Consider the following 16,734-nt stretch of genomic DNA (forward strand, 5'->3'; position numbering starts at 1 on the left):
ACCTGTGATCAGAAGGGCGGGATGTCGTCTTCGATGCCGGGCAGGCCCTTGAACGGATCGCCGCTCGACGCCGTCACCGGCGCGGCCGCCTCGGACGGCCTGGTCGCCCACGCCGGGAAGGGGAAGGCCACGGCCAGCGGGACCGGGATCTCCGGCTGGGCCACGAACATGGTGCCCGGCTTGGCGATCGTGGCGCGTTCGCGGACGGCCGGGGGCAACCAGCCGTACTCGGACCGGGCGGCCTCGGCCGGGTCCAGGCGTCCTGCGACGCGTACGGCGCTGTTGGAGACGATGCGCCGCTCCACCTCCGAAGCGGTCTGCTGGGCGCCGATGAGGATGACGCCGAGCGAGCGGCCGCGCTCGGCCACGTCCAGCAGGATTTCCTTGATCGGCGAGTCGCCCTCGCGCGGGGCGTACTTGTTGAGCTCGTCCAGCACCACGAACAGCAGGGGCCTGGCCGTGCCGGAGGACTCCTTGCGGTGGAACTCGCCGCGCAGCACCACGCCGACCACGAACCGCTGCGCCCGCTCCGGCAGGTTGTGCAGGTCCACGATCGAGACCTGCGCGTCGGAGGTGCTGACCGAGTGGGCACGGAAGAACGGCAGATCGCCGCGGACGATCGGGGACAGCGGGCGGACCGCGCTGCGCAGCCGGCGCAGGAACGCGTTGACGGTGCCGAGCGGGGTCTGCGCGCCGGTCCACTGCAGCCGGCTGCCCTCGTCCTGCAGCTGGTCGGAGAGCATCTCCACGAGGTCGGCGAACGTCCGGCAGGTCGTGCCCTGCACCATGACCGCGCCGCCGTCGCCGACGGGCTCGGCCCACGCCTTCAGCCGGGCGGCGACCTGGCCCACGAGCAGCGAGTATCCGGCCCGCTCGTCGTCGGCGTCGGCGAAGACGAACCGCAGCAGCTCCTCCTCGCAGAACTCGACCAGCGTCCAGTAGAACGCGCTCACCCCGTGGGTGCGGGCGGAGACGTGGGGCACGCCGTTGGGGTCGTTCGGCCGGGGCGGGGCGAACACGTGGACGCTGTCGAAGGGCCGCGCGGGCAACCCGAGCCTGGCGTAGACGTTCCTCGCGCTCTCGTCGAGGCGGAGGTTGTCATGATCCAGGAAGAGCAGGTCCTCGCCCTTGACGGAGAAGATCAGCGCTTTGGTGTTGGCCGACTCCGCGTCCAGCACCCCCGAGTTGAAGATCGAATAGAGGAGGAAAGTGGCGAAGGAGGTCTTGGTGGCCACGCCGGACACGCCGGAGATCGACACGTGCGCGCCGCGGGTGCCGTCGAGGAAGTCGAAGTTGACGTAGAGCGGCTGCCCGTCGCGGCCCATCCCCAGGGGGATGCGCCGGTCCATGACGTCGAAGTAGAGCGCCTGCTCGCGGTCGCCGGCACTGGCCAGGTAGACCTGGGCGCCGGGCAGCGGCGGCACGAACACCTCCGGCTCGATCCTGGTCACCCGCACCTCGGCCACCTCGATCACCGCCGCCGGCAGCGCGCCCTCGGCGATCAGGAAGACGTCCGAGTCGTACGCCGCGCCTTCGTGCCGAGCCTCCACCGTCGTGACCACGCCCGCGACCAGCACCGGCCCGTATCCCGGCACGTCACGCCTGGTCACCACCACGTCGTCGAGCTGGACGACCTTGCCCGGCTCCAGCCCGATCCAGAACGACAGCGGCGAGGCCGCCTGCGTGCCCAGAATCCGGCCGACCGCCACGTGTTCGATGGTCGCGCCCGCTTCGGCACTCGTTGGCATCGCAGGCTCGCTCTCTCCTGCCGAGCTCCTGCGCTCCGGCGTAACTTCTGCCACAGGTGCCGTCGCCGCCGCCCCGTTGACCGTCACTAATCCCTCCGCCCCCAGCAATTCCCTTCTATGGGAGCGTAATGGGGCCCGAGGCATGCGTCCGGCTCATTCGGCCCGAACGCGAAGGACGCGCAGCTCGTGTGCCCCGTCCTGGCGCGTCATCTCGTAGTAAAGCCACCAGTGCCCGTCGAGGATCAGCGCATCCAGGTAGCGTACGGATCCGCTGCCGTGCGGGGAGGTCACCCACGGCCCGTACTCCGACAGCCGCGTCCAGCCGAACAGGTCGGCGGAGACGGCGACGCCGCAGCGCTCCTCATAGTTCTCCGCGTGCGAGGCCGCGCCGTCGTAGAAGCCCACGTATCCCCCGCCGGGGATCGGCACCACGCTGTTCAGCCTGGCCTGGTAACGGTCCCAGCCGGTGCCGACCGGCAGGACGCTCCCCCGCCAGGTGAACGACTCGCCGTCGAGGCTGGTGGCCAGGCCGGTGGGGTGCGTGGTCGCGCCGACGTTGTAGATGTCCCCAGTGGAGTGCGCCGTGGCGTGTGCGAGCGGGTCGGGGTTCGCCAGCGGCTCGGCGTAGCTGGCGAACAGGTACGTGACAGGACCGGCACGCATGACGTACGGGTCCTTGACGCCCTCGGTGCCGGTGGAGGCCGCGGTCAGCACGGGCCGGGCCCGCGTGACGTCGAACGCGGAAGGGTGCTCGGCGGTCAGCGCGTCGATGCGCCATCGATTGTCGGCCGGGTCCACATAAGACAGGTAGAGCCGGAATCCGCCGCCGTCGGCCGGCATCAGGCAGAACCGTTCCATCGACGGCGTGCCCAGCTCGTCCTTGTGAACGGACCACACGTCGGTGAAGTCGACGCCGTCGTCGCTGACCGCGACCGCGCACTGCCAGCCGCGTTCCGACGCGGCGCCTCGGGGCCGCCGCCGACGGTAGGTCAGCCAGAACCGCTCGCCATCGTGCAACACGCCGGCGGCGCCCGCCCAGAAACCCTCCTCATCCTTCTCGGGCGCGAGCACCACCTCACCCGCCAGCGGGTCGAACGCGGCGAGCGGAGCGTAAACACGGTTAACCACAATTCCTACCTTTCGTACAAAAAACAGTCCAAGGCGACGGCTGCACCGCCCACCACGCCGGCGGAGTCGCCGCCGACCGTCGGGCGTTCCACGCGTACCACGTCACGGAGCACGGGAAACGCCTTGGCTCGCAATGCGGCACGTACCCGGTCGAACACCGCTTCAGGCGCGGGCGCGAAGATTCCACCGAGCACGATCAGCTCCGGGTTGAGCAGGTTGACCGCACTGGCCAGCCCGGTGGTCAGGTGATCCACCAGGTCGTCCAGGAGCCCGTCGGGGATGTCCGCGAGGGGATTGTCGGAGCGGCGGCCGAGCCGCTCGATCAGGTACGGCTCCGACACCACGGTCTCCAGGCAGCCGGTCGCGCCGCACGCGCACGGGCGGCCCTTCTCCAGCACGCGGAGGTGGCCCAGCTCGGTGACCCCGTAGGCACCCGGACGGAACGGGTAACCGCCGATCACCAGGCCGGCGCCGACGCCGGTGCGGACGTACACGTACAGGAGGGGATCGGCGCCGGCCGTCTCCCCGTAGCGGCTCTCGGCCAGCGCCATGGCGCGGACGTTGTGGTCCACGACCGTGGGGACGTCCAGCGCGGCCTCCAGCAGGTCGGCGAAGGGGACGTCACGCCAACCCAGGTTGACGGACACCAGGATGCGGCGGTGTCCGGGATCGACCGGCCCCGGGGCGGCGACTCCGATGCCCAGCAGCCGGTCCGCGGGCACGTCCGCCGCGAGCTCCGCCGCGGCCTGGGCGATCGTGGCCACGACCCGTTCCGGGCGCTCGGTAGCGACGTCGAAGGTGAAGGACGCGCGCGGGCCGACCTGGGCCCTGAGGTCGCACAGTCCCAGGTGCACCGTGCCCGCGCCGACCTGGACGCCGATCACGTAGCGGGCGTCCGTGCGAATCCTGATGCCGGTCGACGGGCGTCCGACGCGCTGGCCGGCGCCCTCCACGGCGTCCTCCGCGACCAGACCTTCGTCGAGGAGCTGGCCCACCACCTTGGTCATCGTGGTGGCCGACAGACCGAGCCGGCGCGCGAGGTCGGCACGCGGCTGCGGGCCGTCGTCGCGCAGGCTTCGCAGCACGAGCCGGCGGTGGTGCCGCCGCAAGTCCTGAACCGGCGAATATCTCTCGTCCACGCGCCGCCCCTTAATTAACTAACAGTGAGAAAATAATCGCCCGTGAAGGGTCCGGTCAACCCCAAGAAAGGCCTACATCGTGCCCAGGAGCTCCTTGAAGGAGGTCGCGGGGTGTCCGGTGAGGGCCGGGATGGCGTCGCTGACTCCTTCCAGCTCACCGGCGGCGATCGAGAGGTAGGTGGACACCCATGCCTCGACCTACCAGGCGGGCGCGCCGTAGACCCGGCGCGAGTCGTACGCCTCCTCGACGGTCTCGGGGTGGTAAGTGACGCTCCGCCCGGTCACCCGGCTCAGCGTGGCGGCGACCTCGTCCAGCGTCATCGCCCGCGGGCCGGTGAGGTTGTAGGTCGCACCTTCGTGCGCGCCCGGGTCGAGCAGCACGGCGGCCGCCGCGTCGGCGATGTCGTCCTGGGCCACGGCCGCCACCCTGCCCTGCCCGGCCGGGCCCCGGATCACGCCGTCGTCGCCGGCCATGCTGGGCAGGAAGTCGGCGTAGAGGTTGTCGCGCAGGAAGGTGAAGGGCAGGCCGCTGTCGCGGATGTGCTGCTCGGTGGCCCAATGGTCGCGGGCCAGGGTGAACGTGGCCGACGGCGACGCGCCGTAGAAGGAGATGTAGACCAGGTGCGTGACGCGGGCGGCGCGGGCGGCGTCGACGAAGGCGCGGTGCCGGTCGAGCCGGTCGGCGCTCTCCGACGCGGACACGAACAGCACCGTCGTCGCCTGGTCGAGGGCCCGTCTCATCGCCTCCGGGTCGCCGTAGTCCGCGCTGACCGCGGTCGCACCGGGGAGCGGCGGCACGCGGTCGGCGTGCCGGGACACGAGGCGCTGCTCGGCTCCGGCGGCCGCGAGCCGGGCGGCGATCCGGCCGCCGAGCCTGCCGGTGGCGCCCGTGGTCACGATGAAGGCCATGCCGCCCACCCTACGGGCCTCCCACCGGCGCGGACGAGGCCGGTCACACCCCCTGCCGACTCCCCCGCCCACGCCATGGAAGCCTGTCGCCCGCGCGGACGAGGCCGGGCGGGACCCTTATGGAAGCCTGTCGCCCGCGCGGACGAGGCCGGGCGGGACCCTTATGGAAGCCTGTCGCCCGCGCGGACGAGGCCGGTCTCGTAGGCGACGACCACGGCCTGGGCGCGGTCGCGCAGGCCGAGCTTGGTGAAGATCCGCGCCACATGGGTCTTCACCGTGGTCTCACTGAGACTCAGCGCGCCGGCCAGCTCGGCGTTGGACAGGCCACGGCCCATCAACGTCAGCACCTCGACCTCACGAGGCGTGAGGCCGGCGAGCTCGGCGGGGCCGGTCCGTGGCGGCCCGCCCTTGCGGTCGGGGGCGGCGAAACGTTCCACCAGCCGCCGGGTGATCGACGGCGCCAGCAGCGCGTCGCCGGTGTCGACCAGCCGCACGGCGGCGGCCAGGTGCTCGGGCGTGACGTCCTTGAGCAGGAACCCGCTCGCGCCGAGCGCCAGCGCGGCGTAAACATAGCGGTCGAGGTCGAAGGTCGTCAGCATGATCACCCGGCAGTGCGGGCTCTGCGCCAGGATCCGCCTGGCCGCCTCCAGGCCGTCCATGTTCGGCATGCGGATGTCCATGAGCACCACGTCCGGCCGCAGCTCGCGTGCCGACGCCACCGCCTGCGCCCCATCGGCCGCCTCGCCGACCACGTCGATGCCGCGGGTGGTGAGGATCAGCCGGAAGCCGCTGCGGATCAGCGCCTGATCGTCGGCGATCAGCACCCGGGGAGCCGCCGTCATGGCCTCTCCAGGGGGATGCGTGCGCGGACGCGGTAACCGCCACCGAGACGGCGCCGCGCGTCCAGGTCACCGCCGTACACCGCGACTCGCTCCCGGAGCCCCAGCAACCCGCGCCCGGCCCCCTCGGAACCGTCACCGGTCACGGCCCCCGGCCCGTCGGTCAGCACGCTGGGGCCGGTGTTCAGCACCTCCACCCGCAGCTGGCGCTCGGCGTAGCGGATCGTCACCTCGGCCTTCGCCCCCGCCGCCGCGTGCTTGAGCGCGTTGGTCAGCGCCTCCTGCACGATCCGGTACGCGGTCGCATCGACGCCCGGCGGCAGCGGACGCGGCTCACCCGAGATCCGCACCTCGGCAGGCAGCCCGGCGAACGCGAACCGATCGATCAGCGTGCCTAGCCCGCTCAGCCCGGGCGACGGCGAAAGATCCGCGTCATGGGGCTCGTCGTCGCCGTCGGGCGACGGCGCGAGCAGGCCAAGGAGGTGCCTCAGCTCGGTCATCGCAGCCCGGCCCGCGCCCTCGACGGCCTGGAGCGCCGTCTCCGCCTCGCCGGGCATGGTGGCCAGCACCTCGCGGGCGGCGCTCGCCTGGACCACCATAAGGCTCACGTTGTGGCTGACGATGTCGTGCAGCTCCCTGGCGATCCTGGCTCGCTCGGCCTCCACCGCCGCCCTGGCCGCGCTCTGGCGCTCACGTTCGAGCAGCCTGCCGCGCTCCTCGATGGCCACGCGGTGCCGTCGCCGCGACCGGAGGAGCAGCACGCCCAGCCAGCCCGCGACCGCCGCCAACACGATGATCAGGGCGTACGTCCCCGCTGCTGCCACGCTCTCACGATCGCAGACCAGGCGGCGATCCGCATCAGCCCGTGGCCGTACTTCCCTGGGATGACGAAGCGGCGAATTGCTTCCGTGGAAGGATGCCCGCCGCCGGGGGCCGCTCGTAGCCTCCCCTCATGGCAAACGAGAGCCAGACGGTCGTACGACTCGACGCGGTATGCAAGCACTACGGCGAGACGGTGGCGTTGGACGGCGTCTCGCTGGAGATCCAGGCGGGTGAGGCGGTCGCCGTGATGGGGCCCTCGGGCTGCGGCAAGTCGACGCTGCTCAACATGATCGCCGGCCTGGACCGGCCCACCTCGGGAACGGTCACGGTCCGCGGCGAGGATCTGGGACGGCTGGACGAGAGAGGGCTGGCGCTCTTCAGGCGGCGCGGGATCGGCATGGTGTTCCAGTTCTTCAATCTGCTGGACGATCTGCCCGCGCTCGACAACGTGGCACTGGCCGCGCAGCTGACCGGCACGCCGGCCGCGCATGCCCGCAGGCGGGCGCTCGAGCTCCTGGACGAGCTCGGCATCGCCGGCCGCGCCCAGCTCTACCCTGCCGTGCTGAGCGGCGGCGAACGCCAGCGCGTCGCCGTCGCCCGGGCCCTGATGAACCGGCCGGCCGTGCTGCTGGCCGACGAGCCGACGGGTGCGCTGGACAGCCAGAACGGGGAGCAGGTGATGGATCTGCTGCTGGACCTGCACCAGATCGGCCAGACGCTGGTGCTGGTGACCCACGACCGGCAGTTGGCCGAGCGGTGCGCGACCCGAGTGGTCGAGCTCGCCGACGGCCGCGTGACGGGCGAGCGCGACCTGGAGTGGACGCCATGAAAGACCGCAGCGCCCGCCTGCATGACGGGTTCTCCGGCAGAGAGCGCCTGAGCGACGCCATGCCCGCACAGCGCAGCCGCATGGAAGGGGCCGGGGCGGTGTGGCGGGTCGCGGTGGCGGCGGTCAGGAGGCGCCGGTTCCAGAGCACGGTCCTCGGCGTGGTCGTGTTGTGCTCCACCGTGGCGATCGTGGTGGCGCTCGGCCTGCTCGAGGCGTCGTCGGCGCCCTTCGATCGGACGTTCGCCGCCCAGCGCGGCCCGCACGCGGTGGCGGCGTTCGACCGGGCCACGGTCTCCGACGACGAGCTGACACGGACGGCCGGGCATCCCGCGGTAGAAGCGGTCGCGGGCCCGTTCGGCCAGGCCGTCATCACCGTCGTCGACACCGGTAACCTGCCACCCGGCCCCCTCACGGTCGTCGGTCGCGCCGACCCCGGCGGCCCGGTGGATCGGGTGAACCTCTGGGCGGGCCGGTGGGCCACCGGCCCGGGCCAGATCGTGCTCGACCGCTCGCCCGAGCCGCTCTTCCGCGACCTGCTGGGCAGCACGGTCCAGGTGCGAGGCGGCCCCGAGTTGACCATCGTCGGCCTGGCGTCGAGCGTCAGCAGGACGGCAGAGGCGTGGGTGGCGCCCGGCCAGATGCCGGCGCTACGCCCGACCGTCACCCAGATGCTCTACCGCTTCACCGACCCCGACGGCGACCTGCGGGCGGCGGTGGCCACGAGCACGTCCGGCCTGCCCGCGGGCTCGTTGCTCGACTGGCAGTCGTACCTGACGGTCAAGGAGGACGTCGCCCGGACGGCCTCCGCCTACCTGCCCTTCCTCACCGGTTTCGGCGTCCTGGGCCTGACAGTGGCGGTGCTCATCGTGGCGAACGTCGTCGGCGGCGCGGTCGTCGCGGGCCGCCGGCACATCGGCGTGCTCAAGTCCCTGGGGTTCACGCCCAACCAGGTCGTGGCGGTGTACCTGGCGATGGTGTTGCTGCCCGGGTTCGCGGGGTGCCTGATCGGCACCGGGCTCGGCGCCCTGGCCGCGCGGCCCCTGCTGGACCTGGTCTTCCAAGGTCTTGGGGCGGCCATCGGCCTGGGCGTCGCGGTCTGGGTTTACGTGGCCGCGCTGCTGGGCGTGCCGGCGGTGGTGGTGCTGGCGGCGCTCGTCCCCGCCTCGCGCGCCCACCGGTTGTCCGCCGCCGAGACGATCAGCGCCGGCAGCGCGCCCCGCTCCGCCCGGGGACGGCGGGTGCAGCGTCTGCTCGCCGGGGCACGGCTGCCGCGCGCGGTCGGGCTGGGACTGGGTCTGCCGTTCGCGCGCCCGGGCCGTTCGGCGCTGACCCTGGCCACCATTGTGCTCGGCGTGACCACGGTGACCCTGGCTTCCGGGCTGTTCCGCACGATGGTCGCCTACAGCGACGTGGCCCAGCGAGCCGGCCACATCCACACGGTGGTCCACGTCGGCCGTCCGGACCAGACCCGGCCCCGCCACGACGACGCCGGGATCGAGGCCCTGCTGCGCTCCCTGCCCGGCACGCGGCACGTGATCGCGGACGCCTGGATCGACGTGCACCTGGCCGGGCGCTCCGACCGGATCATGGCGCAGTTCCTCCGGGGGGACCTCGCCTCCCGCGGCGACACGTTCGTGCGGGGTCGCGCCCTGTCCGGTCCCGGCGAGGTCGTCGCGCCCTCGGCGTTCATGAACAAGCGCGGGCTCCGGATCGGCGACCGTCTCACCCTGGAGGTCGCCGGCGCCCGTACGACCGCCACGATCGTGGGCGAGGCCATGGACGCCGCCGCCGACCTGATCATGGTGAGCTGGCCGACGCTGGCCGCGCTCGACCCGGGCCAGCGCGCGACCCAGTACGAGGTCCAGCTGGCCGAGGGCACTGACGTGAAGGCGTACAACGCCGCGGTGAAGGCGGCCGACCCGGGCCTGTACCCGGTTCCGAAGTCGCAGGTGGACGACAACAGCGTGGCCATCATCAGCGCCACGTCGATCTTCACCCTGCTGCTCGGCGCGGTGGCGGCACTGGGTGTGTTCAACACCGTCGTGCTGAACACCCGGGAACGCCGCCGCGACCTGGGCGTGCTCAAGTCGATCGGGATGACCCCACGTCAGGTCACCGTGATGATGGTGACGTCCATGGCGGCCCTGGGCGCGACCGGCGGCCTGCTGGGCCTCCCCCTCGGGGTGGCGGCGCACCGGCTGGTCGTCGACACCATGTTCGCCGCGGTGGGGCTCACCGCTCCGGCCCTGATGCTGGACGTCTGGCGGATCCCGATGCTGGCCGCGCTCGTGCCGGCCGGGGTGGCGATCGCGATGCTCGGCGCGTTCCTGCCGGCCCGCTCGGCGGCCAGGCTGACCATCGCGGAGGCGTTGCGTACCGAGTGATGTGACTTCATGCCCGGGAGAAATGCGCGTTGCCGTTGCGCCCGTAGAGCAGGGCCACACCGACGACGCCGGCGAACGCACTGAGCAGACCGATGCCCGCGTAGACCGCGTCAAACTGGGCCGTCGGGCCGATCAGGCTCCGCTAGATGACCGGGGCGAGGAAGATCCAGGCCACCGCAGCGGTGATCGTCACTCCGATCCTGCTGCCCTGCCGGCCCCTGGCCGCCCTCGCCCCGAACCACAGATAGAGCAGCAGGTGCAGGCTCGCGAACCCGACCGCGTAGAAGTGGGCTATGGCCAGCGCCTGGGGGAAAGCGGACACGAGGAACAGCACCAAGGCCAGGGTCACCTCCCTGGGACGGGAAGGCGCCGCCTTGCCTTGCTCACCGGAAGCTCTGGTCACTATGTCTCCAACACCGTCGGTACATCCGTTTCGTACATGCTTCATGACACACCGAATCGGTTGTTGTGTCAGTCGATTGCTGATCAGTTCCCTTCGGAACGGAACACGCCGCGCGGCAGAACTTCGTCCGGTTGCCTGCGCGGCGCTGCAATACCGATTGCATGTGCTGCATACAAACACATACACTGAATTACATGATGCTGGTTCAGGTACGCGACGTGTCCGAAGCCACCGTGAACGCACTCAAGGCGCAGGCCGCAGAGCGTGGCCTGACCTTTGCCGCATATCTCCGAGCCGAGCTCGACCGGCTCGCCGCCAGGCCGACGAACGCTGAGGTGATCGAGAGAATGGCCCGCCGCGACAGACGCGGTGGACCGACAACTGAGGACACAGTGTCCGAGATCCGGCGGATCCGCGAGGCATCGTGATCATTGTAGATTCGTCCGCCATGGTCGACGCGCTCGTCGACGACCCGGTCAACCCCGCACTTCTGGCGCTCATCGCCGACGAAGAACTGCATGCACCCGCCCTGCTGGATTTCGAAGTGATCAGCGCGCTGCGCGGACACTGCCTGGCGGGAAAGCTTGATCAGGTCCGGCTCGACGAGGCGACCGAGGACTTCACCGCGCTGCGGATCCAGCGGTATCAGATGACGGACCTGCTCCGCCACATCCTCAATCTGAAGGACAATTTCACCACCTATGATGCCGCCTATATCGTCCTCTCCCAGGCACTGGAAGCGCCACTGATTACTTCCGACAACAAAATGAAAGAAGCCGAGAAGATCGGGATCGACGTACGTGTCATGAGGTGACATGGCGTGGTCGCCACGTCCCTGGCGCTACGGTGGTTTGCCAGTGCGGCCAGTGGACATGGGGCATCGCCGCGCACGCGAGATGGAAGCACGCGATCAGCGCCAAGGAATACCGCGCCCGCCACGGCTTGCCCACCCACCTCAAGCTGCATCGACGACCGTCATGAGCTGTCCGGCGTCCGCCCAGCCGTGAGGTGTGGCTGGAGTGATTCAGGGCGGGCCCCGGCCACCGCTGCGCTGATCCGTCACATTTACGTGTCTGTGGCCGGGATGCCCTGCCGCTCACGGAGTTGCCGTTCGCACTCCTTCGCCAGCATGGGGTACGTCTCGGCGATGGCCGCGTAGATCCGCCGTTGAAGCAGCCCCACCCCCTCCGCCACGCCGACCTTCCCGAACAGCTCTTCCAGCTCGGCGTCGTAGCTGGTCAGGCCATGGCGGAGATAGTTGACCGCCCAGCGGCGCAGCGTAGGGTCGTCCACGTCCACGTCCACGTCCACGTCCACGAGCCGGGCAAGGTCCGGGACGCGGTCGAGCCGGTCCCAGGCTCGTTCGGCATCCCGCCGGTTTCGATGCGCCACCGCCCGGCACGCCAGAACGTCCCACTCCAGAGCCGGTATCGCCATCCGCAGGCGCTCAATGCCGGCAACGGTCTCTCCACGCCTGCGATCGGCGGCCACCCCTGACGCCTCCGACCGACGCGCAGCCTTGGCACGCAGTACGGCGAACGACTCGGACTGCTCGGCCGCCTTCACCGTTCCGTCTCGTACAGCCTCATCGGGGATGCTGATCGGAAGACGGGATTGGCGCGCAGCAGGTCGGGCGGATCCAGCATCCTGTGGACCATAGCCCCACTCCAACCGCGCTCGCGCAGCTCAGCCAGCGTGAAGTATTCGGACACCGTGCCCCCTCCCGATCACGACCGAGTCATCATGGCCCCGCACGCCACCCCGCCCTCGTCTCGAACCAGATTCTGTGGATAACGGAGACCGTCGCCATCGGTCGCGTCCTCATGTCCTCGCTCCGACGACCTCAACGGGGGGTTATAAGGTTCACCAATGACTGCGGAGGTGATCGGCCGGCCGGCCGACGTGGCATCCCTCTTATCCCGTCACCGTTCCGTCCCTGTCACCGTCGTCAGCTGGGAGCCTGTGCCGCCCTGGGCCGTCGCGCGAGCGCGGCTGGACGGCGGGCCTCGACCGGCCGAGCGGGTGATCGCCAAGTGGACGCGCCCGCACGCCAACCGCACCCGTACCAGCGCATGGCGCATCCGCACCGAGCTGGCCGCGTTGCGCTTCCTCTCCGACGACCTCGCGCTCGACCTGGCGCCCCGCGCCCTCGCCTGCGACCTGGCGACCGGGCTCATCGTCCTGACAGATCTGGCCCCGCGCGTGCCGCTGGACCAGTTGCTGCGCGCGGACGGCAGCAGCGCCCACGCCACCCGCCTGGCAGCCTTTGCCCGCGCCCGTGGCGAGCTCCACTCCGCCACCGCCGGCCGGGCCGAGACCTACTACGCCCGCAGGGCCGCGCTGGGACCGGTATCCCTCGCCGAGGACGTCAGCGGGCACCTGGCCGAACCTGTTGAAAAGGGCCGCGGGCAGGCCACCGTGCTCGGCGCGCCGATCAGGGACCGGGCCGAGCGCGAGCTGGCGACCATGCTGCACGAACTGGCCGAGCCGGGGCCGTTCCTGGCGTTGAGCAACGGCGACCCGGAGGCCAACAACGTGCTCGTCCATGCCTCGGGCGACCCGGACGTCCGCCTCATCGACTTCGAGTTCGCCGGCTACGCCCATGCCCTCCGCGACGCGGTCTGCCTGCACCTGCCCGGCCCCGGCTGGCTGTGGGTCCGCGACGACGACCTCGCGGCCGAGTATCGCCGCGCTCTGGCGCGTGGCGTGCCCGAGGCCGAGGACGACCGGCGTTACGGCTTCGGCCTGGCCGCGGCGTGCATGCACTATGCCCTCGCCCGGCTGGGCCGCCTCCCCACTGTCGACGCCCGCCCGCCGGCTCACGACAGCCGCCCGCAGCTGGTCGCGACGCTGGAGGCCGCGGCCCGTACCGCCGAAGCTCACCGTGCCCTGCCCCACCTGGCCGGTTGGGCCCGGCAGGCGGCCGCCCGGCTCCGCCGCCGCTGGCCCGACGCGGATCTGGACCTCGACGCCGTCCCGACCTACACGCCCCGCCGCCCATGACCGGGTTGTCCAAAGTGGACATCCGTGTCAATCTCGCTTACTCAACCTCTTGTGCCTCATCTGCAACAAGGAGGCCGCCGTGCGCGTCCACCTGGTCGTCCCGATCATCGCCCTGCAGTTCTTACCCGCCCCCGGGGCGAGCGTGGTGAACTACGAATGCACCACGACGGCCACAGGCCAGAAGCAGCAGGTCAAGGTCAACATCGAGCTGACGGTCCCCGAGCGTGCCGCGGTGAACGAGAACCTGACGATCGGCTGGCGCGGCACCTATGTGGCTGGATCCGAGCTCCGCGCGCCCTCGACCGGCCTGGAGGGCTCGCTCAAGCTCTACGCGTACGCCGGCATCAGCAGCATCCCGCGACTGACCTCGGCCACCGGCGTGGGCCGGCTCGGCACGATCACCCCAGGCCAGCCCATCCCGCTCCCGACAGGCCCGGTCAACCTGACGACGACACCGCAGGACAAGGGCGAGGGCACGGTGCACGCCGCCGCCATCAACATCGGCCCCAACCCCCAGAGCCCCGTGATCGAGTGTGAGGTCACGAACAAGTCCGCCCTCACGGAGTATCCCCTCGCCGTCGGGGAATCCGCCGGAGCGACCACCCCCACCACCACGCCCACCGACACGGACGAGGACGAGACCTCAGACGATGAGGACGAGACCGGCGCCACGACCCCTGAGGTGACCACCACAGTAACGACCACCACGACCCCGGAGGGAGGAGTCGACACGGGGGCCGGAGGCGAGGCCGGGCCGGATGGGCGGGCATTGATGCTGGTCGGATCTCTGGTGATCCTCTCCTCCGCCGGCGGCCTCATGTTGCGCCGCCGACCGCGCCGGAACACCCCCTAGTGCGGGAACACCGCGGGAAACGCCTCCGGCACGGTCCACGTCAGCCGCCGACCAGCGGAACGAGCTTTACGAACGACACCACGGGATCGGCGGTCAGGTCGATCATCTCCGCCAGATCCTCGATCTGCCGCTCCCCCACCAACAGCAGGAACCCGTTGCGCTGGAACGCCCGCTCGGCCACGTCGGCCTGCCGCTCCCAGTCGATCCGGCCCCGCCCCGAGTCCACACGGTAGCCGTTGAGCTCCACCTCGGCCTCCACGGGCTGCACCAGACCGTTGAACCGGGGCGCGGGCCGGGCATTGAAGCGGGCGACCTCCTCGCGGACGCGCAGGCGCACGAGCTCGCGTGCCGTGATGCGGTCGGGCAGCCCGGGAAGGGAGAACTCGTCCAAGGGCCGGCCGGTCGCCGTCTCGTCCCTGAAGGTCACCGTCGCCATCTAAGGGCTCCATCGTCGTCGGAGATCATCCTGGCGACCCATGAATACCAGCGGCCGCCGACAGAACCCGGCCCGGTCAGTGGCCTTCCATCGTCCTCATGAAGGCCGCGTGGGCGTCCGTCAGCCGGCGCTCCATGGCCTCGAACGCGGCCTCGTCCACCGAAGTGTCGACGCCGGTCTGGGCGACCAGGTCGCGGGTCTGCCGCAGACAGTCGTCCTGCGCCGCGTTGACCGCGCGCAGCAGCTCGTCGGCGAGGTCCTGGCTGGGCATCCGCATCACGCGCGGGTTCAGCTCGATCGAGTCGATGCGGCCGGAGCTGTCGGCCCCCACGACGATCTGCCCGCCCGCGGCCGTGCCGATGCCGCGTACCGCATCGAGCTGTCCCTGCAGGTCGGCCAGGCGGCGCATGGCCTGCTCCGCCTCCTTCGCCACGCGCTCCAGATCATCAGGTCCGACAGCACCAGGGTCGAGCACCAGGAGCCCCCTTCGTGACTTCTACATCAACAATCACTCCTGACTTTGGACAAAATACTCGATACGCTCATCCCGCGTTAAGTCGATGTTTCGCAACCTGCAAACAGCGAGCACATCGGGGGAGAGAACATGGCCCAGGACATCCACGTCACTTCCAAGACCATCGCCGACATCCAGCGAAACCTCCGCGAGTACGTCATCCCCGGCCTTGAGCGCCTCAAGACCTCCGTCGACAGCACCGACGTGCCCTTCCCCGGCTTCGGCACCCTGGGCTTCGTCCTGATCGGCAAGTACGACGGCGTCCGCGACGACGTCAAGAACTACGTCGACGACGCCATCGACACCGTCGTCAAGTGGATCGACGCCCTCGAGACGATCAAGAAGAACTGGCGGGACGCCGAGGACGCCAGCACCGTGGTCTACCAGTGACAGGAGGACCTCCGCCATGCCCTATCCCCTGCTGCACGCCAAGGCCGCGCTCGACGAGCTCAAGCTGGCCGCGAGATCGGCCCCGGGCATCATGGTCGGCGTGACGATCGCCACCACCGCACTGGCGAACGTCCCCGGCATGGGCGACGCCAAGGCCAACTGGAACTCGCTGGCCAAGGCGCTGGAGGTGGAGTACCCGAACCTCATCGGCAACGCCGTCTTCCTGTCCAGGGCAGGCTGGATCGCTGACGATCGCGAGGCGTTCCTCAACGCCGCCAGCGTGTTCTCCGGCGACCTGCAGAAGCTGAGCGGCCTCTGCTACACCATGGAGGGGCAGGTCGACCAGGTACGCGATGCCTATGCGCTCTACTGGATGGAGATCGGCCTCCTGGCCGCCACCGTCCTCGGCTACCTCCTCGCCTGCCAGGCCATGAAGCTGACCCCGCACCTGCGTGCCGCGGGCGAGATCCTGCTCGCCCGGCTCACCCTGCTGACCAACGCCATGATCGCCCAGAAGACCAAGGTCCTCTACGGCTTCCTGGCGGTGGCCGGCGGCACGCTGGCGACCAGCTCGCAGTCGCTGGGCCAGCTGTTCAACATCCAGCCGACCGAGAGCGCCGCCATCAACTTCGAGCGCGCCGTCATCCCCACTGACCCGCCGTCGGTCTACCTCGCCCCGAAGCGCGAGCTGCCCGCCCGGCCGAAGCAGCAGCAGCGCTGACACGACAACGGGCACGTTCTCGGGCTCACCGGTCGAAGGGCTCGTCCTCTTCGCACACCGCTGCGGCGTATCGGGCCCTGGACACGGCCGAGTCGGGCGGCAGCTGCTCTGCCTGGCAATATTCGACGTATTCGGCGGGGATGAAGCTCCCGGCCTTGACGCTGTGGCCGGCATGGAGCATTGAGCGCATGGTCTCCTCACACACGGCGAGTTGTTGCGACCCTTGCCGCTCCAGATGCTGCTTGGCGTAGGGAAGGTCGTCCCACGTGGTGGTCGCCGCCGTCGCGGAGGGCCGCTTGCCTGAGGCTGCCGTGCAAAGTCTGACCAGGGAGTACGACGTCGACACCGAGCAGGCCGCAATCGCGATCTCGGCCGTGATTCATATGGTCGTCACATAAAGAAATCCAGGTCAGAACGCATCTGACCTGGATTCTCGTGTGCGCCGCCAGGGACTCGAACCCCGGACCCGCTGATTAAGAGTCAGCTGCTCTGACCAACTGAGCTAGCGGCGCCTGCAGAGGAATATACCGGTGATCCCCATCCTGGTCGAATCGGTATCAGGCAGGCTCCCGACGCCAGGCCGGGCGCCGAAGGCCCAGCCCGGCTAGAATAAAGT

Annotated in this window: 19 protein-coding genes, 1 tRNA gene and 1 pseudogene; 9 read left to right on the forward strand and 12 right to left on the reverse strand. The window is 70.3% G+C overall.

Features of this window, described 5'->3' with window-relative positions:
- Positions 1-8: 8 nt before the first annotated feature.
- The 6 genes and pseudogenes from EDD27_RS33235 to EDD27_RS33260 all read right to left on the reverse strand — a co-directional run bounded on the left by EDD27_RS33235 (position 9) and on the right by EDD27_RS33260 (position 6,587).
- Positions 9-1,748 (reverse strand): ATP-binding protein, encoded by a 1,740-nt coding sequence (locus EDD27_RS33235; RefSeq protein ID WP_127935903.1) that lies wholly within the window; start codon positions 1,746-1,748, stop codon positions 9-11.
- Positions 1,749-1,901: 153 nt separating this feature from the next.
- Positions 1,902-2,876, reverse strand: coding sequence for a glycoside hydrolase family protein (locus EDD27_RS33240; protein ID WP_206641774.1), 975 nt, complete (start codon positions 2,874-2,876; stop codon positions 1,902-1,904).
- A 5-nt stretch (positions 2,877-2,881) separates the two neighbouring features.
- Positions 2,882-4,015, reverse strand: coding sequence for an ROK family transcriptional regulator (locus EDD27_RS33245; protein ID WP_206641775.1), 1,134 nt, complete (start codon positions 4,013-4,015; stop codon positions 2,882-2,884).
- 72 nt (positions 4,016-4,087) lie between these two features.
- A pseudogene (locus EDD27_RS33250) lies at positions 4,088-4,924 on the reverse strand (NAD(P)H-binding protein).
- Between the two features lie 161 nt (positions 4,925-5,085).
- Positions 5,086-5,766 carry a response regulator gene (locus tag EDD27_RS33255; RefSeq protein ID WP_127935905.1) on the reverse strand — a complete coding sequence of 227 codons (681 nt, stop codon included), beginning with the start codon at positions 5,764-5,766 and terminating at the stop codon, positions 5,086-5,088.
- A complete protein-coding gene (locus EDD27_RS33260) occupies positions 5,763-6,587 on the reverse strand; it encodes a sensor histidine kinase (RefSeq protein WP_206641776.1) in 825 nt (274 codons plus the stop codon). The genes EDD27_RS33255 and EDD27_RS33260 overlap by 4 nt, the downstream gene beginning before the upstream one ends.
- A gap of 128 nt (positions 6,588-6,715) precedes the next feature.
- On the opposite strand from EDD27_RS33260, the gene EDD27_RS33265 reads away from it, so the two are divergent.
- On the forward strand, positions 6,716-7,414 hold the full coding sequence (locus EDD27_RS33265) for an ABC transporter ATP-binding protein (protein ID WP_127935906.1): 699 nt from the start codon (positions 6,716-6,718) through the stop codon (positions 7,412-7,414).
- On the forward strand, positions 7,411-9,798 hold the full coding sequence (locus tag EDD27_RS33270; RefSeq protein WP_206641777.1) for an ABC transporter permease: 2,388 nt from the start codon (positions 7,411-7,413) through the stop codon (positions 9,796-9,798). The genes EDD27_RS33265 and EDD27_RS33270 overlap by 4 nt, the downstream gene beginning before the upstream one ends.
- Positions 9,799-9,940: 142 nt before the next feature.
- Here EDD27_RS33270 and EDD27_RS33275 read toward each other — a convergent pair whose 3' ends face one another.
- Entirely contained in the window at positions 9,941-10,201 is a 261-nt protein-coding gene (locus EDD27_RS33275; protein WP_127935907.1) for a hypothetical protein, read from the reverse strand.
- A 194-nt stretch (positions 10,202-10,395) separates the two neighbouring features.
- On the opposite strand from EDD27_RS33275, the gene EDD27_RS33280 reads away from it, so the two are divergent.
- A complete protein-coding gene (locus EDD27_RS33280; protein ID WP_127935908.1) occupies positions 10,396-10,629 on the forward strand; it encodes an antitoxin in 234 nt (77 codons plus the stop codon).
- The gene (locus EDD27_RS33285; protein ID WP_277750769.1) at positions 10,626-11,015 is read left to right on the forward strand and encodes a type II toxin-antitoxin system VapC family toxin; all 390 of its coding nucleotides are present in this window, start codon (positions 10,626-10,628) and stop codon (positions 11,013-11,015) included. The genes EDD27_RS33280 and EDD27_RS33285 overlap by 4 nt, the downstream gene beginning before the upstream one ends.
- A 251-nt stretch (positions 11,016-11,266) precedes the next feature.
- On the opposite strand, the gene EDD27_RS33290 is transcribed toward EDD27_RS33285, so the two are convergent.
- Positions 11,267-11,767 (reverse strand): hypothetical protein, encoded by a 501-nt coding sequence (locus EDD27_RS33290; RefSeq protein ID WP_127935910.1) that lies wholly within the window; start codon positions 11,765-11,767, stop codon positions 11,267-11,269.
- 303 nt (positions 11,768-12,070) lie between these two features.
- Between EDD27_RS33290 and EDD27_RS33295 the strand changes: the two genes are divergently transcribed.
- Both EDD27_RS33295 and EDD27_RS33300 read left to right on the forward strand, forming a co-directional pair.
- Positions 12,071-13,204: an aminoglycoside phosphotransferase family protein gene (locus tag EDD27_RS33295; RefSeq protein ID WP_127935911.1), complete on the forward strand. Its 1,134-nt coding sequence runs from the start codon at positions 12,071-12,073 to the stop codon at positions 13,202-13,204.
- Between the two features lie 79 nt (positions 13,205-13,283).
- A complete protein-coding gene (locus EDD27_RS33300; protein ID WP_127935912.1) occupies positions 13,284-14,057 on the forward strand; it encodes a hypothetical protein in 774 nt (257 codons plus the stop codon).
- A 40-nt stretch (positions 14,058-14,097) separates the two neighbouring features.
- Here EDD27_RS33300 and EDD27_RS33305 read toward each other — a convergent pair whose 3' ends face one another.
- Both EDD27_RS33305 and EDD27_RS33310 read right to left on the reverse strand, forming a co-directional pair.
- A complete protein-coding gene (locus EDD27_RS33305; RefSeq protein WP_127935913.1) occupies positions 14,098-14,493 on the reverse strand; it encodes a hypothetical protein in 396 nt (131 codons plus the stop codon).
- 76 nt (positions 14,494-14,569) lie between these two features.
- Positions 14,570-14,926, reverse strand: coding sequence for a YbaB/EbfC family nucleoid-associated protein (locus EDD27_RS33310; RefSeq protein WP_127935914.1), 357 nt, complete (start codon positions 14,924-14,926; stop codon positions 14,570-14,572).
- A gap of 171 nt (positions 14,927-15,097) precedes the next feature.
- Here EDD27_RS33310 and EDD27_RS33315 point away from each other — a divergent pair, with 171 nt between their 5' ends.
- Together EDD27_RS33315 and EDD27_RS33320 are read left to right on the forward strand one after the other, a co-directional pair.
- Positions 15,098-15,397, forward strand: coding sequence for a hypothetical protein (locus EDD27_RS33315; protein ID WP_127935915.1), 300 nt, complete (start codon positions 15,098-15,100; stop codon positions 15,395-15,397).
- A gap of 16 nt (positions 15,398-15,413) precedes the next feature.
- Complete coding sequence (locus EDD27_RS33320; protein ID WP_127935916.1) at positions 15,414-16,118, forward strand: hypothetical protein; 705 nt, start codon at positions 15,414-15,416, stop codon at positions 16,116-16,118.
- Between the two features lie 25 nt (positions 16,119-16,143).
- Here EDD27_RS33320 and EDD27_RS54720 read toward each other — a convergent pair whose 3' ends face one another.
- On the reverse strand, positions 16,144-16,308 hold the full coding sequence (locus EDD27_RS54720; protein WP_164903900.1) for a hypothetical protein: 165 nt from the start codon (positions 16,306-16,308) through the stop codon (positions 16,144-16,146).
- A 76-nt stretch (positions 16,309-16,384) separates the two neighbouring features.
- Between EDD27_RS54720 and EDD27_RS57990 the strand changes: the two genes are divergently transcribed.
- Positions 16,385-16,516: a hypothetical protein gene (locus EDD27_RS57990; RefSeq protein ID WP_277750770.1), complete on the forward strand. Its 132-nt coding sequence runs from the start codon at positions 16,385-16,387 to the stop codon at positions 16,514-16,516.
- Positions 16,517-16,556: 40 nt separating this feature from the next.
- Here the strand turns inward: EDD27_RS57990 and EDD27_RS33325 are convergent.
- Positions 16,557-16,630 (reverse strand) — tRNA-Lys (locus EDD27_RS33325).
- Between the last annotated feature and the right edge of the window lie 104 nt (positions 16,631-16,734).

Source organism: Nonomuraea polychroma (genome assembly GCF_004011505.1).
Taxonomy (GTDB): Bacteria; Actinomycetota; Actinomycetes; order Streptosporangiales; family Streptosporangiaceae; genus Nonomuraea; species Nonomuraea polychroma.

Excerpts from the sequence above, each read along its gene's own strand:
- EDD27_RS33235 (WP_127935903.1), bottom strand. The coding sequence starts at position 1,748 with ATGCCAACGAGTGCCGAAGCGGGCGCGACCATCGAACACGTGGCGGTC.
- EDD27_RS33255 (WP_127935905.1), bottom strand. The coding sequence starts at position 5,766 with ATGACGGCGGCTCCCCGGGTGCTGATCGCCGACGATCAGGCGCTGATC.
- EDD27_RS33265 (WP_127935906.1), top strand. The coding sequence starts at position 6,716 with ATGGCAAACGAGAGCCAGACGGTCGTACGACTCGACGCGGTATGCAAG.
- EDD27_RS33270 (WP_206641777.1), top strand. The coding sequence starts at position 7,411 with ATGAAAGACCGCAGCGCCCGCCTGCATGACGGGTTCTCCGGCAGAGAG.
- EDD27_RS33280 (WP_127935908.1), top strand. The coding sequence starts at position 10,396 with ATGATGCTGGTTCAGGTACGCGACGTGTCCGAAGCCACCGTGAACGCA.
- EDD27_RS33295 (WP_127935911.1), top strand. The coding sequence starts at position 12,071 with ATGACTGCGGAGGTGATCGGCCGGCCGGCCGACGTGGCATCCCTCTTA.
- EDD27_RS33305 (WP_127935913.1), bottom strand. The coding sequence starts at position 14,493 with ATGGCGACGGTGACCTTCAGGGACGAGACGGCGACCGGCCGGCCCTTG.
- EDD27_RS33315 (WP_127935915.1), top strand. The coding sequence starts at position 15,098 with ATGGCCCAGGACATCCACGTCACTTCCAAGACCATCGCCGACATCCAG.
- EDD27_RS33320 (WP_127935916.1), top strand. The coding sequence starts at position 15,414 with ATGCCCTATCCCCTGCTGCACGCCAAGGCCGCGCTCGACGAGCTCAAG.
- EDD27_RS54720 (WP_164903900.1), bottom strand. The coding sequence starts at position 16,308 with ATGCGCTCAATGCTCCATGCCGGCCACAGCGTCAAGGCCGGGAGCTTC.